This is a genomic window from Noviherbaspirillum sp. L7-7A, assembly GCF_019052805.1.
Classification (GTDB): Bacteria; Pseudomonadota; Gammaproteobacteria; order Burkholderiales; family Burkholderiaceae_D; genus Noviherbaspirillum_A.
The window spans coordinates 569075-594458 of the sequence record NZ_JAHQRJ010000001.1; the positions used below are offsets into that span (position 1 = coordinate 569075).

The window sequence follows — 25384 nt, forward strand, 5'->3', positions numbered from 1 at the left end:
TCCGGACAACTTTCCATGCGCGCTACCTTTCCCCTGCTGGTCGATACTGATTTCCCCGCCATCCGGCGCCGGCAGCCGGACACGCTCCAGGTCAACCTGGGCTATACCTGCAACCAGACCTGCGTGCACTGCCATGTCAACGCCGGCCCCAACCGCACCGAGCAGATGGACCGCGCGACCGTGGAGCAGGTGCTGGACGTGCTGCGGCGGGGCGGCATCGCCACGCTCGACCTGACCGGCGGCGCGCCCGAGATGAATCCGCACTTCCGCTACCTGGTCGAGTCGGCGCGCGCGCTCGGCGTGACGGTGATGGACCGCTGCAACCTGACCATCCTGGACGAGCCGGGTTATGAGGACATGGCGCGCTTCCTGGCCAGCCAGCAGGTGCAGATCGTGGCTTCCTTGCCCTGCTACCTGGAAGACAATGTCGACCGCCAGCGCGGCCGCGGCACCTTCGAAACTAGCATTCGCATGCTGCAGCTGCTCAATACGCTGGGTTATGGCATGGCCCCGGCGCTGCAGCTGCACCTGGTCTATAACCCGCAGGGCCCGTCGCTGCCGCCGCCGCAGGCACGCCTGAAGGCCGACTACGACCGCTTCCTCGGCGAGCAGTTCGGCATCCGCTTCAACCAGCTCTTCACCATCACCAACATGCCGATCCAGCGCTTCGGCAGCATGCTGCTGTCCAAGGGCCAGTTCAACGGCTACATGCAGCTGCTGCGGGATGCCCACCAGGATGCCAACCTGAAGCAGGTGATGTGCCGCTCGCTGGTGTCGGTCGACTACCAGGGCTATCTGTACGACTGCGACTTCAACCAGATGCTGGGCATGCCGATGCGGCATGACGGAAGCCGCCGCATGCACCTGGCCGACATGCTCGGCAGCGGCCTGCAGGGCAAGCCGGTGGCGGTGGCCGACCATTGCTGGGCCTGCACCGCCGGCGCCGGCAGCAGCTGCGGCGGCGCGCTCGCGTGAGTGGACTGAGCGACCTGGGCGACGTGAGCAGTGCTGCGGGCCGCAGCTGCCCGGCCAGCTATGGCTATGGCGCAGGCGTTTTCCGGCGCGCGCCGGACTTCGCCTGCGAGACCCTGTACGTGATCGGCGGCCTGTACGGCAACCCCGAGGCGCTGGATGCGATCGAGGCCCTGGCGGCGCAGGAGGCGCAGCAGGCGCAAAGGCCGCCCACGCTCGCCTTCAACGGCGACTTCCACTGGTTCGACGCCAGCGATGCGGCATTTGCCGACATCCACCGCCGGGTGCTGCGCCATATCGCGCTGCGCGGCAATGTCGAAACCGAACTGGCCGCCGATGACGCCGGATTCGGCTGCGGCTGCGGCTATCCGGACGATGTCGGCGACGACGAGGTCGAACGCTCCAACCAGATCCTGCTGCGCCTGCGCGCCACGGCCATGCGCCATCCGCATCAGCGCCTGCTGATGGGCGCCCTGGCCATGCATGCGGTGGCGCAGGTGGCAGGCGCGCGCATCGGCATCGTGCATGGCGATGCGCAGGCGCTGGCCGGCTGGGGCTTCGCACGGGGCAGCCTGGACGATCCCGCCCGGCGCGACGGCCTGCTGCGCCAGTTCAGCCAGTCCGGCATCGATGTCTTCGCCAGCAGCCATACCTGCCTGCCGGCATTTCGCCGCTTCGATGCCGCCGGCCGCACGCATGCCGTGATCAACAATGGCGCAGCCGGCATGCCCAACTTCGGCGGCATGCGGCATGGCGTGATCAGCCGCATCGCCTCCACGCCCGCGCCAGCGTCGCTGCCGGTGCTGCATGAAGCGGCCTGGCCGGTGGCGGGCCGCATGCTGCATGTCGCCGCGCTGGCGGTGCGCTATGACCATGATGCCTGGCGATCGCGCTTCCTGGCCGACTGGCCGCCGGGCTCGCCGGCCCATCTTTCCTATTTCCGGCGCATCGAGCAGGGGCCCGCGTACGGCCCGCGCGATGCCTACCGATGAGCCAGGCTGTCCCGCCGAAGCCGGGCGCACCATCAACCCCACCCGAACCCCGATGAAAACCAGACGCCTGTTGCTGCTCCTGCTGGTCGCCGCCGCGATCGCAGCCTTCCTTGCCTTTGACCTGGGCCGCTACCTGAGCCTGGAGGCGCTGAAGGCTCGGCAGGAAGCGCTGTCGGCCTATGCCGCGCTGCATCCGGGGCGCAGCGCGGCGCTGTTCTTTGCCGTCTATACCGCAGCCGCTGCGTTGTCCATTCCCGGCGCCGCCATCCTGACGCTGGGCGCGGGCGCCGTGTTCGGCTTCTGGCTGGGCCTCCTGATCGTCTCCTTTGCCTCCACCATCGGCGCCACGCTGGCCTTCCTCGCCGCGCGCTTTTTGCTGCGCGACACCGTCAAGCGCCGCTTCGGCGACCGTGCGAAGGCCATCGACCAGGGCATAGCCCGCGACGGCGCCTTCTACCTGTTCACGCTGCGCCTGGTGCCGCTGTTTCCGTTCTTCCTGATCAACCTGCTGATGGGCCTGACCGCGCTGCCGGTGCCCACCTTCTACTGGGTCAGCCAGCTCGGCATGCTGGCCGGCACCGCGGTCTATGTGAATGCCGGCACCCAGCTGGCCCAGCTCACCTCGCTGCGCGGCATCCTGTCGCCCGGCCTCCTGCTGTCGTTCACGCTGCTCGGCATCTTCCCGCTGCTGGCCAAGAAGGCGATCGATGCCTACAAGGCGCGCCGGGTCTATGCGCGCTGGCCGCGGCCGCGCCGGGTCGACTACAACATGGTGGTGATCGGCGCCGGATCGGCCGGGCTGGTGTCGGCCTATATCGCCAGCGCGGTCAAGGCGAAGGTGGCGCTGGTGGAAAAGCACCGCGTGGGCGGCGACTGCCTCAACACCGGCTGCGTGCCGTCCAAGGCATTGATCAAGAGCGCACGGCTGATGTCGCAGATCCGGCATGCCGGCGACTACGGCCTGGCCAATGCCGATGCCCGCGTTGATTTCTCGGCCGTGATGGCGCGGGTGCGGCGGGTGATCGCGGAGATCGAGCCGCATGACTCGGTGGCGCGCTATACCGGCCTGGGCGTGGAGCCCGTGATCGGCGAGGCCCGCATCGTCTCGCCGTTCGCGGTGGAAGTGAAGGAGGCCGGCGGAGGCACGCGGCTGCTGACGACCCGCAGCATCGTGATCGCCGCCGGCGCCCGGCCTTTCGTGCCGCCGCTGCCCGGCCTGGACCAGGTCGGCTGCCTGACTTCCGACACGCTGTGGGAACTCGATGCGCTGCCGCGCCGCCTCCTGGTGCTGGGCGGCGGCCCGATCGGCTGCGAGCTGGCGCAGGCCTTTGCCAGGCTGGGGTCGGAAGTCACGCTGGTGGAAATGGGCGAGCGCCTGATGGCGCGCGAGGATGCCGACGTCTCCGACCTGGTGGCGGCACGCTTTCGTGCTGAAGGCATACAGGTGCTGACCGGACACAAGGCGCAGCGTTTTCTGGTCGAAGGCGGGGACAGGATACTGATTGCCAGCCATGCCGGCGGCGAACTGCGCATCGCCTTCGACAAGGTGATCTGCGCGCTGGGGCGGGTTGCCAACACTGCCGGCTATGGACTGGAGGAGCTGGGCATACCGGTCACGGCTGCGCGCACGGTCGAGACCGATGACTGCCTGCAGACGCTGTATCCCAACATCCTCGCCGCCGGCGACGTGGCCGGTCCTTACCAGTTCACCCATGTCGCCGCGCACCAGGCCTGGTATGCCGCGGTCAACGGCCTGTTCGGCCGCTTCCGGCGCTTCAGGGCGGACTACACGGTGATTCCCTGGGCCACCTTCATCGAGCCCGAGGTGGCGCGCGTCGGCCTGAACGAACGGGAGGCGAAGGAGAAGGGCATTGCCTTCGAAGTCACGCGCTATGGCATCGACGACCTCGACCGGGCCATCGCCGACGGCGTTGCCCACGGCTGGGTCAAGGTGCTGACCGTGCCGGGCAAGGACAAAATACTGGGCGCGACCATCGTCGGCGAACATGCCGGCGACCTGATTGCCGAATTCGTGCTGGCGATGAAGCATGGCCTGGGCATGAACAAGCTGCTGGGCACCATCCATATCTACCCGACGCTGGCCGAGTCCAACAAGTACGCGGCAGGCAACTGGAAGCGGGCCCATGCGCCCGAGCGGCTGCTGGGCTGGGTGCAGCGCTTCCATGCATGGCAGCGCGGCTGAGCATTGACATTGGCGAGACAGGCGATGCGGCTATCCATCATCATCCCGGTGCTCAATGAAGCGGCCGGCATCGGACCCTTGCTGCGGCGGCTGGCGCCCTTGCGCGAACACGGGGCGCAACTGGTGGTGGTCGATGGCGGCAGCGGCGACGATACGGCGGCGCTGGCTGCCCCGCATGCGGACCTGGTGATCGCAGCGCAGCGGGGCCGGGCCAGCCAGATGCATGCAGGCGCGCTGGCCGCCAGCGGCGATGCGCTGCTGTTCCTGCATGCCGACACGCTGCTGCCGCCGGGCGCCGATGCATTGATAGAGGCTGCCCTGCGCAGCCATGCCTGGGGTCGCTTCGACGTGGCGCTGGATGGCGCGCATCCGATGTTCCGGCTGATCGCTGCCATGATGAACCTGCGTTCCAGGCTGACGGCAATCGCCACCGGCGACCAGGCGATCTTCATGCACCGCGCCTTCTATCTGCAGGCCGGCGGCTTTCCGCAACTGGCGCTGATGGAAGACATCGCCTTCTGCAAGCGGGCGCGGCAAATGGCCCGGCCGGCCTGCCTGCGCCAGCGGGTGCTGACCTCGGCACGCCGATGGGAAAAGAATGGGATTTGGCGCACCATCTTCCTGATGTGGCGGCTGCGCCTGGCCTACTTCCTGGGCGCCGACCCCGAGCGGCTGGCAAGGCAATACGGCTACCGGAAACAGGCATGAGTGACCTGCATATCGCCATCTTCAGCCGCGCGCCGGTGCCGGGCGCGGCCAAGACCCGCCTGATTCCGCTGCTTGGCGAGGAGGGCGCGGCCGGCGCCCAGCGCCGGATGGCCTGGCGCACCCTGGAAACCGCCCGCGCAGTGCCCGACGCCAGCGTTTCGCTCTGGTGCGCCGGCGATATCGGTCATCCCTTCCTGCGTGCATGCGCCAGTCATTTCAACGTGCCCTGCCTGCCGCAGGCGGACGGCGATCTTGGCCTGCGCATGGCCCACTGCCTGCAGGCCGTTCTCGCCACGCATCGCAAGGCGCTGCTGATCGGCACCGACTGCCCGGCCTTCAATGTCGGGGCTCTGCAGGCGGCTGCCGCTGCACTCGATGCGGCGCGCATGGTGTTCACGCCGGCCGAGGATGGCGGCTATGTGCTGGTCGGCGCGCGCCGTGGCGGTCTGGCGCCACGCTGCTTCGACGATGTGGCATGGAGCACCGCGCAGGTGATGGCGCAGACGCGGCAGCGCCTGCGGGAAGCCGGCTGGCAAAGCGGCCAGGACTGGCTTGAAATGCCGGCATTGTGGGACGTGGACACGCCGGCGGATTATCTGCGGGCGCGGCCGCTGCTTGAGTCAGGCGATAAGGCCGCCGGGCCGGCGCCGCCTGCCCGCTACCTGCGCTGATCCGGCAGGCATTGCCTTTCCAGATAACGCAGCGCGTCCGGCAGCGCCCTGCGCACCGTGGCCCAGTCCAGTTCGCCATCGATTACCCGCAACTCCACCTTCTCCGGCTGTATGGCGGCCAGCTCGCCGTAGAGGCGGGTGGCCATGGGCACCAGGCCAAGCAACTGGTCGTCATCGCCGGTGGCAATCCAGATCGGTACGCGCCTCGGGTTGTCGCGATAGGCCTGCAGATGGGCTGGATAGTTCAGCGACTGCCAGACGGCGGGATCAAAGACGCCGTGACGCATGAATTGCGGCATGCGCCGTATGCCGGAAGTAGCAGCTGGCAGCGGCTGGTAGATCTCCGGGCTGATCACGGCGGCCGCGCAGAAGAAGTCCGGATGTCTCAGCGCAAGGTTCAGCGCGCCGTAAGCTCCCATCGACCAGCCTGCCAACGCACGGCCGCGCCTGTCTTGCAACACCTTGTACTTGCCTTCAACATAGGGAATCAATTCACGTATCAGGGCACTTTCCGCTTTGTCCTGCTCGCCATCGACCCACCAGGATTGTTCGCCGAAGCTTGGCATGATCGACAGCATGGGACGTAGCTCGCGTTTTGCCATCAATGCATTCACGGTTTCCAGGGCGCCGTTTTCAAGCCATTCATTCTGGTCGCCATCCAGGCCATGCAACAGATAAAGCGCCGGGAACTGATGCGTTGCCGCGTCATAGCGGTCAGGAAGGTAGACCGAGAAACTGACCCTGCGGTTCAGTATGGTTGACGGGTAACTGTCCAGCACTGCGCGTCCGGCCCATGCATGGCCGGCCGGGATTGCCCAAAACAGAATAGCCAGCAGCAACGCCCTCGCCTTGATCGTCATTTTTTCTCCCGGTGAATTGTTTTCGTGGAAAGAAAAAATGACCGGTTCCAGGTTGAAGCGATTCAGGCGTGCGTGCTTACTTACTTATGTTCCGCTGAGCAGGCTCTTCACTGCCGCCCGCGCCTCGCGTCCCAGCTGCGCCAGGTCCACGCCAGGCAGGCTGTCGTTCTCGACCACTGCGCGACCTTGAACGAACAGCCATTTCAGGTGCGGCCGTCCGCCGCAGGCCACCGGCCCGATGGCCGGGTCATGGAGGCCGAAATAGCGCGGGTCGTCCAGCGCATAGACGGCAATGTCGGCGCAGCCGCCTACCGCGATGCCCTGCAGGCCCTCGATGCCCAGCACGCGGGCGCCGCCGGTGCTGCCCCAGCGCACGACGTCCTCGATGCTGGCGGCGTCGGCGCCGCCTTCGGAACTGCCGCCGGCATAGGCGGGCAGGGCATCCTGGCCGCCGCGGGCGCGTTGCATCAGCCAGGCCGCATGGGTTTCCGAAATCATGTCCGCCGCCTCGTTGGAAGCGGCGCCGTCGACGCCGATGGAGACTGTCACGCCGGCCGCTTCCAGCTGGCGCACCGGCGCGATGCCGCTGCCCAGCCGGCCGTTGCTCTGCGGGCAGTGGGCGATGCCGGTGCCGGTCTGTCCCAGCAGCGCGATTTCCTCCGCCTCGAGCTTGACCAGATGGGCGTACCAGACATCCGGCCCCAGCCAGTCATGCTCGCCCACGAATGCCACCGGCGAGCAGCCGAACTTGCCGCGCGCGGCCTGCTGGTATTCCACCGTCTCGGACAGGTGGCTGTGCAGGCGCAGGCCCAGGCTGCGGCCGAAGGCGGCCAGCTCGCGCAGCTCGGCCGGCTGCACCGAATACAGCGGCGTGGTGGGCGCCATCACGATGCGCCGCATCGCATCCGGCGCCGCATCGTGGTAGAGCGCAGCCAGACGCGCCACGTCGTCCTGATAGGCCTGCAGCGACTCCGGCCGCAGCGCGCTCGGCAGTTCGGCTTCCAGCTGCCGGGTCTGGGTGGCGCCGCCACGGCACAGCACGAAGCGCAGGCCCAGCGCCTCGGCTTCCTCGAACAGGATGGCCGAGCTGTCATAGGGCATGTCGGGGTAATACAGATAGTGGTGGTCGGCCACCGTGCCGCAACCCGAGCGCGCCAGCTCGACCAGGCCGATGCGCGCGGCCAGCCGGAACAGCTTCTCGTCGAAGCGGGCGCGATAGCGATAGGGCGTGGCCGCCAGCCATTCGGTCAGGGACAGGTTCAGGCCGCCCGGGTCGCCTTTTAATAGCGACTGGAACAGGTGGTGATGGGTGTTGACCCAGGCCGGGTAGACCACGCAGTCGGTAGCGTCGAGCACGCGTTCGCCGGGCAGGGCGGTCAGCTTGCCGATGGCCTGGATGCGGCCGTCGACGACGCGGATGTCGGGGCCGGCTGTGCGGCCGCCATCGTCGGCGCGGCCGGTGAGGATGCTGTGAGCATTGGAAATCAGGATGGATGTGTGTGATGTCTGGATCATGAATGAGGCCGTTATCAAAAGGAAAGCGCCGAAGCCAGCCGCCGCTGCAAGTTTCCTGCCACATGGTTTTTACAGGGAGAAGAAAGCAGCAAACGGGTACGGTTATTGCTGATCCCTGGAAAGACGCGGATTCGGTCGTTGACTGCTCGAATCAGGTGCGCACCACTTTGGATCAAGCAACATAGATAGGACAATCATGCCCCGTTTTAAGTCATTTCACCTCGGCGCTGCACTGATGCTGTGCGCCGCATCGGCCGCCAGCCATGCTCAGGAAACCAAGATCAAGTTCCAGCTCGACTGGCGGTTCGAGGGGCCTTCAGCGCTATTCCTCGTCGCCAAGAGCAAGGGCTACTTCGAACAGGAAAAGCTGGATGTCACCATCGATGCCGGCAATGGCTCCGGCAATGCGGTCAACCGGGTGGCGTCGGGCAGCTATGACATGGGCTTCGCCGACATGGCCGCGCTGATGGAATTCAGCGCCAACAACCCGACCGCGCCATCCAAGCCGGTGGCGGTGATGATGGTCTATAACGACACGCCGGCCGCGGTGATGGCGCTGAAGAAGTCCGGCATCAAGAGCCCGGCCGACCTTAATGGCAAGAAGCTGGGTGCGCCGGTATTCGACGCCGGCCGCCGCGCCTACCCGATCTTCGCCAAGGCCAATGGCCTGGACGTGAGCAAGGCAACCTGGGTCAGCATGGACCCGCAGCTGCGCGAGACCATGCTGGCGCGTGGCGACATCGATGCCATTACCGGCTTCTACTTCACCTCGCTGCTCAACCTCAACGCCCGCGGCGTGAAGGACGAGGACATCGTGGTGCTGTCCTATCCGAACAATGGCGTGAAGCTGTACGGCAATGCCATCATCGCTTCCGACAACCTGGTCAAGCAGAATCCGGAAGCGATCAAGGCCTTCCTGCGCGCCTTCGCCAAGGCATCGAAGGATGTGATGGCCAATCCGGATGCGGCGGTCGCATCGATCAAGGCGCGCGATGCGCTGGTGGATGAAAAGCTGGAAGCGCGCCGCCTGAAACTGGCCATTGCCAGTTCCATTGCCACGCCCAACGCCAGGGCCGAAGGCTATGGCCAGGTATCGGCGCCGCGCCTGTCGCTGATGGCATCCCAGGTATCCGACGCCTACGGCACAAAGACCCGGGTTGATCCGAACGCCGTCTGGAATGCGTCCTTCCTGCCGTCGAAGGCGGATCTCAACGTCTTTCCGAAATAAGCACCAAGCAAGTCCTCATCCGTTGCAACCGGCCCTCACCGATGCGGTGGGGGCACACCCGAGCCGTCATGTCCGCCACCTTTGTCAATTTCCAGAACGTCTTCCTCGCCTATAACGACAGCGGCGACTTCGCCGTCGAAGACATTTCCCTTACCACCCGCCAGGGTGAATTCATCGCCATTGTCGGCCCGTCCGGCTGCGGCAAATCCACCTTCATGAAGCTGGCCACCGGCCTGAAGGCGCCGACCCGCGGCAGCGTCGCCATCGATGGCGCACCCGTCACCGGTCCGTTAAAGATCGTCGGCATGGCCTTCCAGGCGCCGACCCTGCTGCCATGGCGCACCACGCTGGACAATGTGCTGCTGCCGCTGGAAATCGTGGAGCCGCACCGCAGCCGCTTCCGCCAGCATCGCGCCGAATACGAGGAGCGCGCGCTGAAGCTGCTGAAGGCCGTCGGCCTGGATGGCTATGCGCAGAAGTTTCCCTGGCAGCTGTCCGGCGGCATGCAGCAGCGCGCCTCCATCTGCCGCGCGCTGATCCATGAGCCCAAGATGCTGCTGCTAGACGAGCCGTTCGGCGCGCTCGACGCCTTCACCCGCGAAGAGCTGTGGTGCATCCTGCGCGATCTGCAGGCGGCGCAGAAATTCAATGTGATCCTGGTCACGCACGACTTGCGCGAGGCTGCCTTCCTGGCCGACACCATCTATGTGATGAGCCGCCGTCCGGGACGCATCGTCGCCCGTCGCGAAAATCCGCTGCCCGGTCCGCGCGAGCTGGAGCTGACCTATACCGAACCCTTCAGCGCGCTGGTGCATGAGCTGCGCGAGCATATCGGCCGCGTGCGCACGGCTTGAGAGGAATGATGATGAATAAAACCCTGTTGCAAAAAAGCGCGCCCTGGCTGCTGATGGCGCTGGTGCTGGTCATCTGGCAGGCCATCTGCAGCCTGTTCGATGTGTCGGAATTCATTTTCCCCAGCCCGGCCGCGATCGTGCAGTCGATGGTGGAATTCGCCGGCGCCATTGCGCTGCATGCCTGGCGCACTTTCTGGGTCACGATGGCCGGCTTCGCAATCGCCGTGGTGGTGGGCGTGGTGCTGGGCATGATCATCGGCTCGTCGCCTTTTCTTTACTCGGCGGCCTATCCGCTGATGACCGCCTTCAATGCGCTGCCCAAGGCCGCCTTCGTGCCTATTTTGGTGGTGTGGTTCGGCATCGGCGCGGGTCCCGCCATTTTGACTGCCTTCCTGATTTCCTTCTTCCCGATCATGGTCAATATCGCCACTGGCCTGGCGACACTGGAGCCGGAAATGGAGGATGTGCTGCGGGTGCTGGGCGCGCGCCGGCTGGATGTGCTGCTCAAGGTCGGCCTGCCGCGCTCGCTGCCGTATTTCTTCGCGTCGCTGAAGGTGGCCATCACGCTGGCCTTCGTCGGCACCACAGTATCGGAAATGACCGCGTCCAACGAAGGCATCGGCTATCTGCTGGTGTCGGCCGGCTCGTCGATGCGCATGCCGCTGGCCTTTGCCGGCCTGGTGGTCATTGGCGCGATGGCGATGACGATGTATGAATTGTTCTCGGTGGTGGAGAAGCGGACCACGGGATGGGCGCATCGGGGTGCGCATTGATAGAAATGGCTTGGGTCAGGGCGGCGCGCGTGCGTTGGGTACAGCTCTTTCACCGTACGTTACCTGGCACCGGGCATGCCTTGGAGGGTGCAATACCCGAAGGGTATTGCACGGCCGTTGCAGACCGGAGTAGCCACGTGTCGGCTTCGCCAGGCAATGAAAAAGCGCCCCAAGGGCGCTTTTTCATTGCCGCGGCCAGCTTCAGGCTCGTCGGTGGCTGCCGTGGCGTCGGCTCATGGCCAGCACCATGGATACTGCCGCCACCAGCGTGACAATGGCAACGCCACCCGCGAGCAGCAGCCGGATGTCCATGGCCGTCATGATGACTTCCTTGCGCTACGGTTCAGCCGCGCGAGGCGATGAAGCGCAGCTCCGCGGCCAGGTTGGGCGACAGGGCTTCGTAGTCGCGCGCCAGGCGGAACAGCGCCAGCTGGTCGCGCAGTTTCGCCGCCGGAGCGGCTTGCTTGGCAGGCTTGACTGCCAGCAGGGCAGCCAGCAGCGAACGGAAAGCGCGGCCGACATTGGCGCCATAGCTCAGGCCGTTATCGCTGGAATGTTGGGGAAGGGCGATCGAGGACATGATTTACTCCTGAAAATTTCTGTATGGAAGGAGTATATGGACGGTAATACCGGTATTCCAATTTCAAGTGACCATAACTACTATCAGGTATAGTTATTTCTTTGGTGAGTTAGTACAAAGTCAGTCCCTGACGCATAGATCCAGATTGATAGCAGATATCACGAATGAAAATGGGCTTGCAAAACTTGCATGTTCTGTGATTTATCTCACAGTCAATGTTTCCGGCAGGGCTACGATGCAGGTTCCGACAGCGGAGGTCTCCTCCGCTTCCCGTAGCCTTGACTTGTACGGGATTTGAGCCCGGCACCGGTTGGTTGCCGGGCTGTTTTTTCCCGCAATCAGCCGTGCCGCCAGAAGGCGCTGAAGCGGGAGCCGGACGGCGACGGGGCGTGCAGGGCATTGCCAGGGTGCCGCGCCGTGGCCGGTGCGGATGGAACTGTCGAGCTCGGCCTGGGTCTCAGGAATCCATTAGCATGAAGCACCGCGATTCTTCCCTCCCGTCCCGGCTCGACAAATTCCCTCCAGATTGGCAAAGTACTGCCCGTTCTGAATTTAACAATATTGCGCGTTGGTGACGAAGGCCGCCGCGCTGGGCAACATCAGATAGGAGCGCCATGCCTGGCAACAAGCTGTTTACCCTGTTTTCTCCAATTGCTTCGCTGCTGCCGGCAGCCGTCGCGGCATGGGCGCTGGCCATGCCGGGCAGTGCATGGGCATTCAATTTCGAGGATGTCGCGGCCCAGGCCAAAACGCTGGCCGCGTCGCCCTACAAGCGTCCCAAGAGCGAACTGCCAAAGTCCCTGCAGGACCTGACCTACGACCAGTACCGCGACATCCGTTTCAATCCCGAGAAGGCTTACTGGCGCGACGCCAGGCTGCCGTTCGAACTGGCCTTCTTCCATCCCGGGCGCATCTTCGACACGCCGGTGCGCATCAATGAGGTCGCCGGCAAGGCGGTGCGGCCGATCAAGTTCGATCCGCAGGCATTCGACTACGGCGCCAACAAGATCAACCTGAAGGACCTGAACGGGCTCGACTTCGCCGGCTTCCGGGTGCATTACCCGGTCAATACGCCCAAGTACAAGGACGAGGTGCTGGTATTCCTCGGCGCCAGCTATTTCCGGGCGGTCGGCAAGGACCAGCGCTACGGCCTGTCGGCGCGCGGCCTGGCGCTGGACACCGCGCTCAACTCCGGCGAGGAGTTCCCCCTGTTCACCGAGTTCTGGATCGAGCGGCCCGAGGCGGGCGCGAAGGAACTGGTGATCTATGCGTTGCTCAACTCGCGCCGCATGACCGGCGCCTACCGCTTCCTGCTGCGTCCGGGCGTCGATACCGCCATCGATGTGAAGTCGCGCCTGTTTGCCCGCGAAAACATCACCAAGGTGGGCCTGGCGCCATTGACCTCGATGTTCTTCTCCGGCGAGAACCAGCGCTCGCCGCAGGAAGATTACCGGCCGGAAGTGCACGACTCGGACGGCCTGTCGGTGCAGTCGGGCACCGGCGAATGGATCTGGCGGCCGCTGTCGAATCCGAAGAAGCTGCTGGTCACGTCCTATGCGCTGTCCAATCCGGGCGGCTTTGGCATGATGCAGCGCGACCGCGAATACACCAGCTATGAAGACCTGGAGTCGCGCTTTGAACTGCGGCCCAGCGGCTGGGTCGAACCGAAAGGCAAGTGGGGGTCGGGCCGGGTGGAACTGGTGCAGATTCCCACGCCTGACGAAACCAACGACAACATCGTGGCGTACTGGGTGCCGGATGCGCCGCCCAAGCCCGGCGCGCCGTTCGACTTTGAATACCGCCTGTTATGGCAGAAGGAAAAGGAACGCAAGCCGCCCCTGTCATGGGTGACGCAGACGCGGCGCGGCCAGGGCTATCCGCGGCGCACCGACGACAGCATTACCCTGGCGGTCGACTTCGAAGGCCCGAGCCTGGCCAAGCTGCCGGCGGATGCCAAGCCGGAGGCGGTGATCAGTGTCGACAGCAATGGCAAGCTGCTGGAAACCAATACCATCCACAACGATGTCACTGGCGGATGGCGCATGACGATGAGAATGAGCCGCAACGACACGTCCAAGCCGGTCGAGCTGCGCGGCTTTTTGCGTAACAACAACCTCACTCTGTCGGAAACGTGGAGCTACATACTGAGCCCGGACTGATGCGCGCAAACGAAGGATTGCCCGTCTACCCCACGCCGCAGGCGGCAACCACCGTCGCGCATTATCTCGACCGCCTTGGCCTGACGCCTGCCCAGCGCGCCGCGGTCGAATCGCGCATGGCGCTGGATCCCAACGCAACCGAGAAGGAAGCCATGGCCAGCCTGCATCATGCGCTGGCGCATGATGCCGCGCAGCCGGCCGAGCCGGCCTATGGCTCGGTGGCCGCGCGCCTGGCCCTGGCCGACGCCGCGCCCGAGACGACGCCGGCCGACAACGGCCATGCCCGCCTGCACAGCATGCCGCCGCTGAACCGCGTCTCGATGACGCCGCATCCGTGGGGCACCCTGAATGCCATCACCCGCTGGAGCGAGTCGATGCTGCGCCGGCCGCGCGACTGGGCCCTGCGGCGTCCCACCCGCACCCGCGAGCCGTGGCCGGCGGATTCGCCGCAGGCCGGCGGCAACGCGCCCGATGCCAGCGCGGAACGGCAGCCGCATGGCAGCCTGCGGCGCGGCGTGCTGCTGCTCCTGATGCTGTCGCAGACGGCGATCGCCACCTGGTTCATGTCGCGGGTATTGCCCTACCAGGGCACGCGGCCGATGGAAATGGTGACGATGGCGTTCTTCGCGGTGCTGTTCTGCTGGGTCTCGGCCGGCTTCTGGACCGCAATGACCGGTTTCCTGGTGCTGCTGCGCGGCAGCGACCGCTACCTGATATCGCGCAACGCAGCGGACCGCACGCCGATCGCGGCGAATGCCCGCACCGCCATCGTCATGCCGATCTGCAATGAAGACGTGACGGCGGTGTTTGCCGGCCTGCGCGCCACTTTCGAATCGGTGCAGCGCACCGGCGAGCTGGACCGTTTCGACTTCTTCGTGCTCAGCGACAGCTACCAGAGCGACATCTGCGCCGCCGAGGTGGCGGCCTGGTCGCGGCTGTGCAAGGCGGTGGGCGGCTTTGGCAAGATCTTCTATCGCCGGCGCTTTCGCCGCGTCAAGCGCAAGAGCGGCAATATCGACGACTTCTGCCGCCGCTGGGCCAGGGATTACCGCTACATGATCGTGCTCGATGCCGACAGCGTGATGAGCGGCGAATGCCTGACCACGCTGGTGCGGCTGATGGAAAGCCAGCCCAGCGCCGGCATCATCCAGACCGCCCCGCGCGCGGCCGGGCGCGACACGCTGTATGCCCGCATCCAGCAGTTTTCCACCCGCGTCTATGGCCCGCTGTTTACCGCCGGCCTGCATTACTGGCAGCTCGGCGAGTCCCATTACTGGGGCCACAACGCCATCATCCGGCTCGATCCCTTCGTGCGCCACTGCGCGCTGGCGCCGCTGCCGGGCGAAGGCTCGCTGGCCGGCGAGATCCTGTCGCATGACTTCGTCGAGGCGGCGCTGATGCGACGCGCCGGCTGGGGCGTCTGGATCGCCTACGACCTCGACGGCAGCTACGAGGAAATGCCGCCCAACCTGCTGGACGAGTTGAAGCGCGACCGCCGCTGGTGCCATGGCAACCTGATGAACTTCCGGCTGTTCGCCGCGCGCGGCATGCACCCGGTGCATCGGGCAGTGTTCGTCACGGGCGTGATGGCCTATATCTCCGCGCCGCTGTGGTTCATGTTCCTGGTGCTGTCCACCGGCCTTCTGGCCTGGCATGCGCTGACCGAGCCGCAGTACTTCGTCGAACCGCGGCAGCTCTTCCCGATCTGGCCGCAATGGCATCCGGAAAAGGCGCTGGCGCTGTTTGGCGCCACCGCGCTGCTGCTGTTCCTGCCCAAGATCCTGAGCGTGCTGCTGATCTGGCTGCAGGGCGCGCGTGGTTACGGAGGACGCATCCGAGTGGCCATCAGCATGTTGATCGAGCTGATCTTCTCGATGCTGCTGGCGCCAGTGCGCATGCTGTTCCACAGCCGTTTCGTCAGCGCCGCCTTCCTGGGCCTGGAAATGACCTGGAAGTCGCCGCCGCGGCAGGACTCCGAAACTCACTGGGACGAGGGCGTCAGGAAGCATGGCATGCATACCCTGCTGGGCCTGGTGTGGGGCGGCGGCGTCTACCTGCTGGACCCGTCCTACCTGCCCTGGCTGCTGCCGATCGCGGGCGCGCTGGTGCTGTCGATCCCGATTTCGGTGCTGTCCTCGCGGGTATCGCTGGGCCGGCTGCTGCGTCGCATGAAGCTGTTCGTCATTCCGGAAGAGGCCCATCCGCCGCGCGAGCTGGTCGACGCCAGGGCGCATGCGGCGGCCACGCCCGGGCAGCCCGGTTTCATCGAAGCGGCCGTGGACCCGCTGGTCAATGCGCTGGCCTGCGCCAGCGTGCGGCCGCGGGATGCCGTCCGGCGGCTTTCCGAGAAGCGCGAGCACATGCTGCAGAAGGTGCTGAAGTCGGATCCCGCGCAGTTGTCCGAGGTCGAGAAATGGTCCCTGCTAAATGATCCGCGTCTGCTGTCGCGCCTGCACCTGGCCTTGTGGAGCGGCGACGGCGTGCATCCCGGATGGCGAGCCGCGATGTCGGGGGGGCTGAATAAAGCCGTGGGCGCGGCTGATGGCCTTTGAGGCGGCAGCGGCCGTTGCCGTTGCCGTTGCCGTTGTTTTTGACGTTGCAGTGAAATCCCGTTGAGCGCGCCGTGCCAGCGGTGCCCGGAGCGGATAAGGTGCGGCGTCTGTCTGAGCGCAACGAAGTGGAGCGAGTTTAGCCGCGCCCCGCTCCGGGTACCGCTGGCACGGGCACCCCGCGCAGCGGGGCGCGATCACCGGGTCGCCTTTTCTTGCCTACTTCTTTTGGCGAAGCAAAAGAAGTAGGTCGCCTGCCGGGGCGAATACCCGGCTTGTCTCCACGGCAGTGCAGCCGCATTGCGTCACCCGGCGAGGCACGTGCAGCACTGTCGGTGTTGTCTTTGACGTGTCCGTTGAACGTGGCTTAACGTCAAAAGCAACTGCTGCTTCGCAGTCACGCCTTCACGCCGGGTGACCCAATGCGCATGTCCCCGCATCATGACCAGGCCGGGTGTTCGCCCCGGCGGGCGAGTCACTTTTTTGCTTCGCCAAAAAAGTAACCAAAAAAGGCGACCCCGACTGTGCCGCCCCGCTGCGCGGGGTTCCCGTGCCGTCGGGGCCCGGAGCGGGGCGCGGCTAAACTCGCCAAGCTGCGCTTGGCTCAGACAGACGCCGCACCTTTTCCCGCTCCGGGCACCGCCGACACGGCGGTACACAGACGGGAACCCCAACGTCAAAAGCAACGGCAACGGCAACCGCCACTTCAAAAGCAACGGCAACGGCCCCTGCAACCGTCACTGCTCCCAGACCGCACACAATTTGCGCTCGCCCCGGTCGAAATTAAGCGCTACCGCATCGCGCTCGCACTGCCGCAAGATGCAGCCATGCAAACCCAAGTCCATCTCCTCACCATGGCGCATCCGGGCGATGTATCCGCCCTTGATGCCCTGATCAACAACGGCGCCATCCATGCCGGCCAGATCGTCGCCGTGATCGGCAAGACCGAAGGCAACGGCGGCGTCAATGATTTCACCCGCGGTTACTTCACCCAGTCGCTGATGCAGATGCTGTCCGGGCACCTGCAGTCCAGCCCGGCCGAGCTGGCGGCGCGGATTCCCTGCATCCTCTCCGGCGGCACCGAAGGCGTGCTGAGTCCGCATTACGTGGTGTTCTGCCGCCTGCCGGAACAGGCAGCGGATGATGGCCCGGCGCTGGCGACCGGCCTGGCCTTCTCGGCCCCGACCGCCGTGGAGCAGATCGGCCGCGCCAGCCATGCCCGCCAGATCGCCCGGGCCGTCAGGGCGGCCATGGACGACGCCGGCCTGGACGATCCGGCGCAGGTGCATTTCGTGCAGATCAAGACGCCGTGCATCACCGTGGCACGGGCCGAGCAGGCCCGCGCCTGCGGACTGGAGCCAGTCAGCGGCGACCCGAACAAGGCCATGGCCTATGCCCGCGCCGCCGGCGCGCTCGGCGTGGCGCTGGCGCTGGGCGAGATCGACGAGGCAGCATTGACGGATGCGGCGCTGCTGTCGGACATGGCGCTGTATTCCGAACGCGCCAGCGTGTCTTCGGGCGTGGAGATCAGCTGCAACGAAGTCATCGTGCTGGGCAACAGCCCGCACTGGAGCGGGCCATATCGCATTGCGCACCGGCCCATGCGCGACGCGCTCGACATCGGCGCGGTGGCGGCCACGCTGGCCGACCTCGGGCTGGCGGCCTCGCCGCAACTGAGTCCAAACGCGCTGGAGCGCATCGCCGGCGTGTTCGTCAAGTGCGAACCGCAACGTAACGGCCGGGTGCGCGCCAGCCGCCACACCATGCTGGACGACACCGACATTAATGCCCAGCGCCATATCCGCGGCGCGGTGGGCGGCATGGTGGCGGGCGTGATCGGCGACGGCCGCATCTTCGTGTCCGGCGGCGCCGAGCATCAGGGACCGGACGGCGGCGGGCTGATCGCGGTGATCGCTTCCACCGCCAGGGACGCATGATGCAGGCGCAACCCTGGATGCTGTCGGCCCGCTCGCTGGCGCAGGCCTACCGGCGTGGCGCGCTCGATCCGGTCGATGCGCTGGCATCGGTCCTGGCCCGCATGGAGGAAGTCAATCCGCGCATCAATGCCGTTGTCAGCATTGACCGCCAGGCCGCGCGCGCCGCGGCCGAAGCCAGCGCCCGGCGCTGGCGTTCGGGCTGCGCGTTGTCGGCGCTGGACGGCGTGCCCTTCACCGTCAAGGACAACATACTGACCGGCGGCCTGCGCTCGACCTTTGGCAGCGCGCTGTATGCCGATTACGTGCCCGATGCCGACGAGCTGCCGGTGGCGCGGCTGCGCCAGGGCGGCGCGGTCCTGGTCGGCAAGACCAATGTGCCCGAGCTGACCGTCTCCGGCACCACCGACAATGCGGTGTTCGGCGTCACCCGCAACCCGTGGAATACGGCCCTGACGCCGGGCGGCTCCAGCGGCGGCGCGGCGGCCGCGGTGGCGTCCGGCATTGCGCCGCTGGCGCTGGCCACTGATGGCGGCGGCTCGATCCGGCGGCCATGCGCCCATACGGGCTGCGTTGGCCTCAAGCCATCCACCGGCCGGGTGCCGCGCAGCCACGGCTTCCCGGTATTCCTGCACGACTTCGAAGTGGCCGGGCCGATCGCCCGCAGCGTGGACGACCTGGTGCTGGCCATGCGCGAGCTGTCGCCCTGGTCGGCCGCGGACAGCCGCTCCGCGCCGTTCCAGTCATTGCCGTTCTGCGTTCCCGAACAGCCGGCGCCGGCCCGCGTTGCGCTGCTCAACGGCCTGGCCGATGCCCCGGTCGATGCCGACAGCGCCGATGCCGCCGAGGCGTCGTGGCAGGGGCTGTCCAGGCTGGGGCATGTGCCGGTCGCCCTCAGCCCGGCCCAGCGCGCCATGCTGGTGCAGGCAATGGCCGGGATCAACGATGTCGCCTGGCCGGTGCTGAGCGGCAGCGGGCTGGCCTGGCTGATGGCTACGCATCATGCGGGCCGCGAACAGGCGCTGTCGCCGCCGCTGGCCGCCATGCTGGAGCAGGGCAGGCAGCGCAGCGACGCCGAGCTGATGGCCGCACTGGGCGCGGTCACGCGGCTGCGCGATGTGCTCTCGCTGCTGATGCAGGACATCGACTGCCTGCTGCTGCCCTCGGCCGCCGCCCAGCCGTGGCCGGTGCAGGCGCCGTATCCGCCCCTGATCGACGGCCGCCCGGCCGGCCCGCGCAGCCATGCGATCTTCACCGCATTCGTCAATGCCGCCGGCCTGCCGGCGCTGGCCATGCCGGCCGGCCTGGGCGCCACCGGCATGCCGCTGGGCATACAGCTGGTGGGTCGCCATGGCGCCGACGGCTGGCTGTGCGCCATCGGCCGGCAACTGGAAAGGGCGCGTCCGTTTGCGCCGCTTTGGGAACGCCAGCCGATGCACGATGCCGGTGCATGCGGAACTGGCATGCAATCCGCTAGGGAGGAAGCATGAACAGTCAACAGACCCACCATCAGAGCCGCAAGCTGCGCATCGCCATTGTCGGCGCGGGCGTGGCCGGCTGCATCGTCGCGCGCCATCTGGCGCAGCGGCAGGATGTCGAGCTGACCTGCCTGGAGCGGGTGGCGCGCGACGACCACAGCGAGGCCGGCACTGGCCTCAACATCGGGCCCAATGCCATCAAGCTTCTGCGTGCCCACGACCCGGCGCTGGCCGACGCGGTGCAGGCTGCAAGCCTGCCCTGGAAGAGCTGGCGCACCTCGCTGACCGACGGCACCGAGCTGTTCTCGCTGCCGCTGTCGCAGGTGGCCGACAATGACGGCGTGCGCATCCGCTGGTCCGAGCTGTACCGCGTGCTGCGCGAAGGCGCCGGCGATGCGGTGCGTTATGGCGTGACGATCAGGGACATGGCGCGCCAGCCGGACGGCCGCTGCCGCATCCGCTACGAAGCCGATGGCGCAAGCTGCACGCTGGACGACATCGACCTGCTGATCGGCGCCGACGGCCGCTATTCCGATACCCGCCGCGCGCTGTCCGGCGCGCCGGCGATGCGCCAGGTCGGCGTGGCGATCTTCCGCCTGCTGGTGCCTGACACCTCGGGCGGGCTGATCGACGATTACGAGCAGTGGTTCAACGGCCCGCACCGGCTGCTGGCATTCCGCGTGCCGCCCGGCCACATCTACATGGCGGGCACCTTCCCGCTGGCCGATGGCAACGAGATCGTCGCCGACGATAAATCGGCAGAGGCGCTGCGCCGCTATTACACGCCGGCCCATGGCGCGGCTGGCGCCCAGGCGGCCTGGCTGACCGAGACCCTGTGCGCCCATGTCGACCAGATCCATTGGGCGCGCCTGCAGGAAACCGAGGCCGGCTATCTGGATGCCGACGCACCCATTCTCTATCTTGGCGATGCCGCGCACGGCATGGTGCCGACGCTGGGGCAGGGCGCCACCCAGGCGATCGAGGATGGCTGCGTGGCGGCCGGGCTGATCGCGCAACGGCTGGCGGCCGGCAGCATTAACGTGCGGGAATGGCTGGACGCCTTCGATGCAACGCGCGCCGAACGCATCCGCTTCGTGATGGACTTCTCGCTGGAAGCCAGCGACACCCTGTTCGCCGGCGCCGACCCCGTGGCCGGCTCGCTGAAGAAGATGCAGCCGCCGTTCCAGGAAAAGCTGCGCCGCCTTTACCGCGACGTGGCGCCGGCCGGAGCGGCATCATGACGGCCGCCATGGTGCATGGCCTGTTCCATGTCGCGATCAAGACCGCCGACCTGGATGCGACACGCCGCTTCTATACCGGGGTATTGGGCCTGCTTGAAGTTGTGCGTCCCGACTTCGGCTATCCCGGCGCCTGGCTGGCCTGCCCGCAGCCGGGCGGCGCCGCCATCATCCATATCTACGCTGGCGGACCAGCCCTGGGCGCCGATGGGCGCGCTCCGCTGGGCAGCGCCGCCATCGACCATCTGTCGCTGTCGTGCAGCGGCTATGCCGGCTTCAGGGCCCGCTTCATCGCGCATGGCCTGGACTGGCGCGAGTTCGTGGTGCCGGGCACCGCGCTGTGGCAGCTGTTCGTCTACGACCCCAGCGGCGTGCAACTGGAGCTGACCTTCAATGGCGACGCCGAGACCGGACCGCCGCCCGACCTGTCCGCCGCGCGCCGCTATGTGGCCGGCGCCGGCTTCTTCGATCCCTCCACCTATTCCCTGATCCAACCCTGATCAACCCTGAAGGACCGTTATGAAAATCATCAAACTCTGCAGGATCGCCTTCACCGTTGCCGCCGGCCTTGCCACCGTTTCCATTGCCCATGCCGAGGACAAGGTGCGCGTCGGCGTATTCGCTTCCAGTTCCGCGCTGCCGTACTTCGTCGGCGTCGAGCGCGGCTATTTCAAGGAAGCCGGCATCGCGGTCGAGACCGTCACGCTGGCATCGGCCCCGCTGATCGTGCAGTCCATGGTCAGCGGCGACATCGACGCCGCCTCCAACCTGGTCACGCTGGAAGGCGCCAACATCAGCCAGCGCCGCCCCAACACGCTGACCTACATCTCGCTCAACGGCCAGAATGCGCAGTACATCACCGAGCAGTTCGTGGTCAGGGCCGGCTCGCAAGCCAAAACGCTGAAGGACCTGAAGGGAGCCAAACTGTTCTCCGCGCCCGGCCCGGCCAACGTCGGCACCGCCAAGGCCGTGCTCAAGGCCATCGGCCTGGAAGAGAACAAGGATTACACGATGCAGGAGCAGCAGCTGTCGGTGCATATGGGTGCGCTGCAGGCCGGCACCTTCGACGCCGGCTACACCCTTGAGCCGGTGGCTTCCACCATGATCAAGCAGGGCGTGGCGCGCCGGCTTGAAGCCGGCGTGATCTCCACCCACCTGCTGGGCAATCCGTCCTCGCAGGCATTCGCCGCCGGCGGCGCGCTGTCCAACAAGCTCATCGCCGAGCGGCCCGATGTCGCCGCCCGTTTCGCCAGGGCCTGGGCCAAGTCGGTTGCCGCCGCCAACAGCGACGCCAGCGCGCGCGAGCTGCTGGCCAAGGACATGAGCGTGCCGGCCGCGCTTGCCGCCACGGTGCCGCTGGCGAACTTCGTGATGGTCAAGGACATGACGGCGGCGCAGAAGACGGACTTCCAGAAGTTCGTCGACATCGGCGTTGGTCTCGGCGTGGTCAAGGGCGCGGTCGACGCCGCCGCAATGATCAGGGGGATGTGATGCAGGCCTTGAAACACATGGAAGCGCCGCAGGCGGCGCGCCCGCCCGGCGCCGGCGAGATCGCCGGCATGGACCTCGGCCATCGCTGGTATGCGCCGGGCACCCATATCACGATACGCGGCCTGCACAAGACCTTCGGCGCCCATACGCTGTATGACGGCTTCGACCTCGACATCCCGAAGGGCAAGATCATCTCCATCTTCGGCCCCAACGGCTGCGGCAAGAGCACGCTGATCAACATGATCGCCGGCATCCTGCCGTATGACAGGGGCCAGATCCTGTTCGACGGCAAGGACGTGCATGACACCCGCATCGGCTATGTGTTCCAGAACTACCGCGAAGCGGTGTTCCCATGGATGCGCGCCATCGACAACATCCGCTATCCGATGAAATACCTGGGCCTGTCGAAAGGCGAGAAGGAAGCCCGCATCGACCGGCTGGTGGAAAGCTTCGACGTGAAGATCGACCTCAACAAGTATCCGTACCAGATGTCCGGCGGCCAGCAGCAGATGGTGTCGATCATGCGCGCCCTGGTGGTGGACCCGGAAGTGCTGTTCCTGGACGAGCCGTTCTCGGCCCTGGACTATGAAATGACCCAGTTCCTGCGCGACCGGCTGCAGAAGGTCTTCATCGAGCGCCCGGTCACCACGCTGCTGGTGTCGCACGACCTCGACGAGGCGGTCTACCTGGCCGACTACGTGCTGCTGCTGTCGCGCAATCCGACCCGCATCGCCGACTTCGTGCCCTTCGACGCGCCGCGTCCGCGCAGCGCCGAAACCACGCTCACGCCCGACTTCCTGCGGGTCAAGGGCCATAGCCTGGAAATCTTTCAACGCGAGGTGAGGAAATGAAGAGCAGCGAGGAACTGATGAGCCGGCTGCAGCCGGTGCTGGGCCTGTTTCTGCTGGTGGTGTTCTGGGAACTGGCCTTCGAGATGCGCCTGGTCGACCCGGTGCTGCTGCCATCGCCGGCGCAGTCGTTCAGGGCGTTCTGGCAAGGCCTGGAGGAAGGCTCGCTGTGGGCCGACCTGCGGCGCACGGTGGCGCGCACCGGCATCTCCTTTGCCATCGCGCTGGTGATCGCAGTGCCCCTGGGCATCCTGCTGGGCTCGTCCGACAAGGTCTACCGCGCACTGGAATTCCCGATCGACTTCTTCCGCTCGACGCCGGCCTCGGCCATGTTCCCGCTGTTCCTGATCCTGTTCGGCAGCGGCGAGAGCACCAAGATCGCGGTCGCTGCATTCGGCGCGGCGCTGGCCATCCTGTTCGCCACCGCCTACGGCGTGATGAATGCGCGCAAGCAGCGACAGCTGGCGGCGCGGGTGATGGGGGCGTCAAGGCTGCAGGTGCTGTCGGACGTGACGATCTGGGAAAGCCTGCCGCAGACCTTCGTCGGCATGCGCTCGGGGGTGTCGCTGGCGCTGGTGATCGTGATCGTCGCCGAGATGTTCATCGGCTCCACCGACGGCCTCGGCCAGCGCATCCTGAAGTCGCAGATGGTGTTCGACATGCCCGACATGTACGCCTCCATCTTCGCCGCCGGTGCGCTGGGCTATCTGCTCAACCTGCTGTTCATCGTGGCGGAGCGGCGCTTCGTGCACTGGGGCGGAAAATGATGCATCGACCAACTAACGAAGAGGAGCGCGCCGCATGCTGATCAATGATCCGGAAACCATGGCGCAGTTGCAGAAGGCCTTTGCCGAGTATGAACAGGCCTTGGTGAGCAACGACGTGCCGACGCTGGACCGGCTGTTCTGGAACTCGCCGCATACGCTGCGCTACGGCGCCGGCGAAAATCTGTATGGCTTTGACGAGATACAGGCATTTCGCAACAGCCGGCCGGCGAAGAACCTCGATCGCACCGTGCTGCGCACCGCCATCACCACCTTCGGGACGGACCACGGCGTGGCCAATATCGAGTTCAGCCGTCCCGGCAGCGACCGCATCGGGCGGCAGTCGCAGACCTGGGTACGCTTCGCCGATGGATGGAAGGTCGTTGCCGCGCATGTGAGCCTGATGACTTGAGGAAGGCAGGCGCTGAGATGCCCACGTCTCGCTCGTGCGTGCAAGCCCTGACGAATGATCACGTTATGCAGGCTGTCGGCCCCGCTTGTAGCGGTGCCGACACCGTGAACAGCTGAACTGTTAATGTTACCCAGAACCCCGCATCACATTTGACGATCCGGTGGCTTACGCGCAAGCGTAGGCCGCTATTTCTTTGATACGGCGGAAAATTCATGGCTCAGCAGACAAGTTCGACAGGTGTATCGGGCGGCAACAACCATCAGGTCGACATGACCTTGAACAATGTGAATCGGCAGGGCGAAGCGGTTCGGACCGGCAACACGGCCATCGTGCAGGATGCGCGCAGCGATCTGCCCCAATCCCAGCAGGCCCGGTAGCTCGCCATGCCATCGGTAAGCTACCGTCCGCCGCCACCTTCGACGCCGCCGCCGTTCTGGCCAAACCCTGCATTTTCCGGCAAGCCTCCGGATGCATCCCTGCAAAATCCGTCGGCAAGCGTCAATGCCGGCGCAAATATCCAGCCGACCGGATCGCCGCCGCCCTTACCCGCCTGGCCATCGCGCAAGATGCCATCCCCCGGCGGTCGCGATACGTCCGGCATCACCGCCGCGCCGCGTTCCGCCACGGCTTCGCTGACTTCACTGCTTCCGTTGACGTTGCCCGCATCGCCGGCGTCTTCGCCTGGCGCCAGTCCAGCAAACTATCCTTCGTTGACTTCACTTGGACCATTGACCCCCTCCCTTGGCAGCACTTCAGCGCTGCACGCCTCGGGTAAGCCTTCGTCCAACGTGAGTAGTTCAACGTCTCTTTCCAAAGTGGCGTTGCAGACGCCGGAGGCCGGCGCAAGCGCGAATGACAATTCAGCAAGTATGGAAAGGAAAACAAGAAGGGTGTCCAGCATGCTTGCATCGCCAGGGGGATCGTCAGGCCAGGCGTCTGGCGCAGGGATCGCCGGCATGGGGCTGAACCGGGTTTTACCGCCTTTGCCGTCGCGCCCCCCAGCGTTTCCGGCGCCAACTGCGCCGTTATCCCTTCAACCGGCACCCCCGCCGCCAGCGGATGCGCCACCGGTGTCACCGCGTCAGACGCAAGTCTCGCCGACCCGAAGGCCTGCATCACCACGGGCTACAGCGCCTGTCTACGTTCCGCCAGCGG

The 25384-nt window shown here is 66.1% G+C and carries 24 protein-coding genes; 19 read left to right on the forward strand and 5 right to left on the reverse strand.

Annotation, left to right across the window (positions count from 1 at the left end; translation table 11 throughout):
• Window positions 1-15 precede the first annotated feature (15 nt).
• Genes arsS through KTQ42_RS02580 form a run of 5 tightly spaced genes read left to right on the forward strand, consistent with a single transcriptional unit; the run spans window position 16 to window position 5546 of the window.
• On the forward strand, window positions 16-975 hold the full coding sequence (gene arsS / locus KTQ42_RS02560; protein WP_217344079.1) for an arsenosugar biosynthesis radical SAM (seleno)protein ArsS: 960 nt from the start codon (window positions 16-18) through the stop codon (window positions 973-975).
• Complete coding sequence (locus KTQ42_RS02565) at window positions 972-1964, forward strand: hypothetical protein (protein ID WP_217344080.1); 993 nt, start codon at window positions 972-974, stop codon at window positions 1962-1964. Before arsS ends, KTQ42_RS02565 begins: the two co-directional genes overlap by 4 nt.
• Window positions 1965-2016: 52 nt before the next feature.
• Entirely contained in the window at window positions 2017-4167 is a 2151-nt protein-coding gene (locus KTQ42_RS02570; RefSeq protein ID WP_217344081.1) for a bifunctional TVP38/TMEM64 family protein/FAD-dependent oxidoreductase, read from the forward strand.
• Window positions 4168-4191: 24 nt separating this feature from the next.
• Window positions 4192-4875, forward strand: coding sequence for a TIGR04283 family arsenosugar biosynthesis glycosyltransferase (locus KTQ42_RS02575; RefSeq protein ID WP_217344082.1), 684 nt, complete (start codon window positions 4192-4194; stop codon window positions 4873-4875).
• Window positions 4872-5546, forward strand: coding sequence for a TIGR04282 family arsenosugar biosynthesis glycosyltransferase (locus KTQ42_RS02580; RefSeq protein ID WP_217344083.1), 675 nt, complete (start codon window positions 4872-4874; stop codon window positions 5544-5546). Before KTQ42_RS02575 ends, KTQ42_RS02580 begins: the two co-directional genes overlap by 4 nt.
• Here the strand turns inward: KTQ42_RS02580 and KTQ42_RS02585 are convergent.
• Window positions 5534-6406, reverse strand: coding sequence for an alpha/beta hydrolase-fold protein (locus KTQ42_RS02585; RefSeq protein ID WP_217344084.1), 873 nt, complete (start codon window positions 6404-6406; stop codon window positions 5534-5536). The genes KTQ42_RS02580 and KTQ42_RS02585 overlap by 13 nt on opposite strands.
• An 84-nt stretch (window positions 6407-6490) precedes the next feature.
• Window positions 6491-7921, reverse strand: coding sequence for an amidohydrolase family protein (locus KTQ42_RS02590; RefSeq protein ID WP_217344085.1), 1431 nt, complete (start codon window positions 7919-7921; stop codon window positions 6491-6493).
• 196 nt (window positions 7922-8117) lie between these two features.
• Between KTQ42_RS02590 and KTQ42_RS02595 the strand changes: the two genes are divergently transcribed.
• The 3 genes from KTQ42_RS02595 to KTQ42_RS02605 all read left to right on the forward strand — a co-directional run bounded on the left by KTQ42_RS02595 (window position 8118) and on the right by KTQ42_RS02605 (window position 10776).
• Window positions 8118-9149 (forward strand): ABC transporter substrate-binding protein, encoded by a 1032-nt coding sequence (locus KTQ42_RS02595; protein ID WP_217344086.1) that lies wholly within the window; start codon window positions 8118-8120, stop codon window positions 9147-9149.
• 68 nt (window positions 9150-9217) lie between these two features.
• The gene (locus tag KTQ42_RS02600) at window positions 9218-10003 is read left to right on the forward strand and encodes an ABC transporter ATP-binding protein (RefSeq protein WP_217344087.1); all 786 of its coding nucleotides are present in this window, start codon (window positions 9218-9220) and stop codon (window positions 10001-10003) included.
• 11 nt (window positions 10004-10014) lie between these two features.
• Entirely contained in the window at window positions 10015-10776 is a 762-nt protein-coding gene (locus tag KTQ42_RS02605) for an ABC transporter permease (protein ID WP_217346785.1), read from the forward strand.
• Between the two features lie 343 nt (window positions 10777-11119).
• On the opposite strand, the gene KTQ42_RS02610 is transcribed toward KTQ42_RS02605, so the two are convergent.
• Window positions 11120-11356, reverse strand: a complete 237-nt coding sequence (locus KTQ42_RS02610; protein WP_217344088.1) for a hypothetical protein — start codon at window positions 11354-11356, stop codon at window positions 11120-11122.
• A gap of 695 nt (window positions 11357-12051) precedes the next feature.
• On the opposite strand from KTQ42_RS02610, the gene KTQ42_RS02615 reads away from it, so the two are divergent.
• The 11 genes from KTQ42_RS02615 (at window position 12052) to KTQ42_RS02665 (ending at window position 24606) form a co-directional block, all read left to right on the forward strand.
• Window positions 12052-13515, forward strand: coding sequence for a glucan biosynthesis protein G (locus KTQ42_RS02615; RefSeq protein WP_249222834.1), 1464 nt, complete (start codon window positions 12052-12054; stop codon window positions 13513-13515).
• A complete protein-coding gene (gene mdoH / locus KTQ42_RS02620) occupies window positions 13515-16067 on the forward strand; it encodes a glucans biosynthesis glucosyltransferase MdoH (protein WP_217344090.1) in 2553 nt (850 codons plus the stop codon). Before KTQ42_RS02615 ends, mdoH begins: the two co-directional genes overlap by 1 nt.
• An 824-nt stretch (window positions 16068-16891) precedes the next feature.
• A complete protein-coding gene (locus tag KTQ42_RS02625; RefSeq protein ID WP_217344091.1) occupies window positions 16892-18001 on the forward strand; it encodes a ring-opening amidohydrolase in 1110 nt (369 codons plus the stop codon).
• Window positions 17998-19488, forward strand: coding sequence for an amidase (locus KTQ42_RS02630; RefSeq protein WP_249222618.1), 1491 nt, complete (start codon window positions 17998-18000; stop codon window positions 19486-19488). Before KTQ42_RS02625 ends, KTQ42_RS02630 begins: the two co-directional genes overlap by 4 nt.
• Window positions 19485-20717 (forward strand): NAD(P)/FAD-dependent oxidoreductase, encoded by a 1233-nt coding sequence (locus tag KTQ42_RS02635; protein WP_217344092.1) that lies wholly within the window; start codon window positions 19485-19487, stop codon window positions 20715-20717. The genes KTQ42_RS02630 and KTQ42_RS02635 overlap by 4 nt, the downstream gene beginning before the upstream one ends.
• Entirely contained in the window at window positions 20714-21214 is a 501-nt protein-coding gene (locus tag KTQ42_RS02640; protein ID WP_249222619.1) for a VOC family protein, read from the forward strand. The genes KTQ42_RS02635 and KTQ42_RS02640 overlap by 4 nt, the downstream gene beginning before the upstream one ends.
• Before the next feature lie 19 nt (window positions 21215-21233).
• On the forward strand, window positions 21234-22205 hold the full coding sequence (locus tag KTQ42_RS02645) for an ABC transporter substrate-binding protein (RefSeq protein WP_217344093.1): 972 nt from the start codon (window positions 21234-21236) through the stop codon (window positions 22203-22205).
• Between the two features lie 68 nt (window positions 22206-22273).
• Window positions 22274-23056, forward strand: coding sequence for an ABC transporter ATP-binding protein (locus KTQ42_RS02650; RefSeq protein ID WP_249222835.1), 783 nt, complete (start codon window positions 22274-22276; stop codon window positions 23054-23056).
• Window positions 23053-23820, forward strand: a complete 768-nt coding sequence (locus tag KTQ42_RS02655) for an ABC transporter permease (RefSeq protein WP_249222620.1) — start codon at window positions 23053-23055, stop codon at window positions 23818-23820. Before KTQ42_RS02650 ends, KTQ42_RS02655 begins: the two co-directional genes overlap by 4 nt.
• A 34-nt stretch (window positions 23821-23854) precedes the next feature.
• Window positions 23855-24229, forward strand: coding sequence for an oxalurate catabolism protein HpxZ (hpxZ, locus tag KTQ42_RS02660; RefSeq protein ID WP_217344095.1), 375 nt, complete (start codon window positions 23855-23857; stop codon window positions 24227-24229).
• A 212-nt stretch (window positions 24230-24441) separates the two neighbouring features.
• Window positions 24442-24606, forward strand: coding sequence for a hypothetical protein (locus KTQ42_RS02665; protein WP_217344096.1), 165 nt, complete (start codon window positions 24442-24444; stop codon window positions 24604-24606).
• 20 nt (window positions 24607-24626) lie between these two features.
• Here KTQ42_RS02665 and KTQ42_RS02670 read toward each other — a convergent pair whose 3' ends face one another.
• Together KTQ42_RS02670 and KTQ42_RS02675 are read right to left on the reverse strand one after the other, a co-directional pair.
• Window positions 24627-24854 carry a hypothetical protein gene (locus tag KTQ42_RS02670; RefSeq protein ID WP_217344097.1) on the reverse strand — a complete coding sequence of 76 codons (228 nt, stop codon included), beginning with the start codon at window positions 24852-24854 and terminating at the stop codon, window positions 24627-24629.
• Window positions 24855-24929: 75 nt separating this feature from the next.
• Window positions 24930-25130, reverse strand: coding sequence for a hypothetical protein (locus KTQ42_RS02675; RefSeq protein WP_217344098.1), 201 nt, complete (start codon window positions 25128-25130; stop codon window positions 24930-24932).
• Between the last annotated feature and the right edge of the window lie 254 nt (window positions 25131-25384).

What these genes read in the sequence shown, in the direction of transcription:
- arsS (WP_217344079.1), top strand. Translation starts at nt 16, where the DNA reads ATGCGCGCTACCTTTCCCCTGCTGGTCGATACTGATTTCCCCGCCATC.
- KTQ42_RS02570 (WP_217344081.1), top strand. Translation starts at nt 2,017, where the DNA reads ATGAAAACCAGACGCCTGTTGCTGCTCCTGCTGGTCGCCGCCGCGATC.
- KTQ42_RS02575 (WP_217344082.1), top strand. Translation starts at nt 4,192, where the DNA reads ATGCGGCTATCCATCATCATCCCGGTGCTCAATGAAGCGGCCGGCATC.
- KTQ42_RS02580 (WP_217344083.1), top strand. Translation starts at nt 4,872, where the DNA reads ATGAGTGACCTGCATATCGCCATCTTCAGCCGCGCGCCGGTGCCGGGC.
- KTQ42_RS02585 (WP_217344084.1), bottom strand. Translation starts at nt 6,406, where the DNA reads ATGACGATCAAGGCGAGGGCGTTGCTGCTGGCTATTCTGTTTTGGGCA.
- KTQ42_RS02590 (WP_217344085.1), bottom strand. Translation starts at nt 7,921, where the DNA reads ATGATCCAGACATCACACACATCCATCCTGATTTCCAATGCTCACAGC.
- KTQ42_RS02595 (WP_217344086.1), top strand. Translation starts at nt 8,118, where the DNA reads ATGCCCCGTTTTAAGTCATTTCACCTCGGCGCTGCACTGATGCTGTGC.
- KTQ42_RS02600 (WP_217344087.1), top strand. Translation starts at nt 9,218, where the DNA reads ATGTCCGCCACCTTTGTCAATTTCCAGAACGTCTTCCTCGCCTATAAC.
- KTQ42_RS02605 (WP_217346785.1), top strand. Translation starts at nt 10,015, where the DNA reads ATGAATAAAACCCTGTTGCAAAAAAGCGCGCCCTGGCTGCTGATGGCG.
- KTQ42_RS02610 (WP_217344088.1), bottom strand. Translation starts at nt 11,356, where the DNA reads ATGTCCTCGATCGCCCTTCCCCAACATTCCAGCGATAACGGCCTGAGC.
- KTQ42_RS02615 (WP_249222834.1), top strand. Translation starts at nt 12,052, where the DNA reads ATGCCGGGCAGTGCATGGGCATTCAATTTCGAGGATGTCGCGGCCCAG.
- mdoH (WP_217344090.1), top strand. Translation starts at nt 13,515, where the DNA reads ATGCGCGCAAACGAAGGATTGCCCGTCTACCCCACGCCGCAGGCGGCA.
- KTQ42_RS02625 (WP_217344091.1), top strand. Translation starts at nt 16,892, where the DNA reads ATGCAAACCCAAGTCCATCTCCTCACCATGGCGCATCCGGGCGATGTA.
- KTQ42_RS02630 (WP_249222618.1), top strand. Translation starts at nt 17,998, where the DNA reads ATGATGCAGGCGCAACCCTGGATGCTGTCGGCCCGCTCGCTGGCGCAG.
- KTQ42_RS02635 (WP_217344092.1), top strand. Translation starts at nt 19,485, where the DNA reads ATGAACAGTCAACAGACCCACCATCAGAGCCGCAAGCTGCGCATCGCC.
- KTQ42_RS02640 (WP_249222619.1), top strand. Translation starts at nt 20,714, where the DNA reads ATGACGGCCGCCATGGTGCATGGCCTGTTCCATGTCGCGATCAAGACC.
- KTQ42_RS02645 (WP_217344093.1), top strand. Translation starts at nt 21,234, where the DNA reads ATGAAAATCATCAAACTCTGCAGGATCGCCTTCACCGTTGCCGCCGGC.
- KTQ42_RS02650 (WP_249222835.1), top strand. Translation starts at nt 22,274, where the DNA reads ATGGACCTCGGCCATCGCTGGTATGCGCCGGGCACCCATATCACGATA.
- KTQ42_RS02655 (WP_249222620.1), top strand. Translation starts at nt 23,053, where the DNA reads ATGAAGAGCAGCGAGGAACTGATGAGCCGGCTGCAGCCGGTGCTGGGC.
- hpxZ (WP_217344095.1), top strand. Translation starts at nt 23,855, where the DNA reads ATGCTGATCAATGATCCGGAAACCATGGCGCAGTTGCAGAAGGCCTTT.
- KTQ42_RS02665 (WP_217344096.1), top strand. Translation starts at nt 24,442, where the DNA reads ATGGCTCAGCAGACAAGTTCGACAGGTGTATCGGGCGGCAACAACCAT.
- KTQ42_RS02675 (WP_217344098.1), bottom strand. Translation starts at nt 25,130, where the DNA reads ATGCTGGACACCCTTCTTGTTTTCCTTTCCATACTTGCTGAATTGTCA.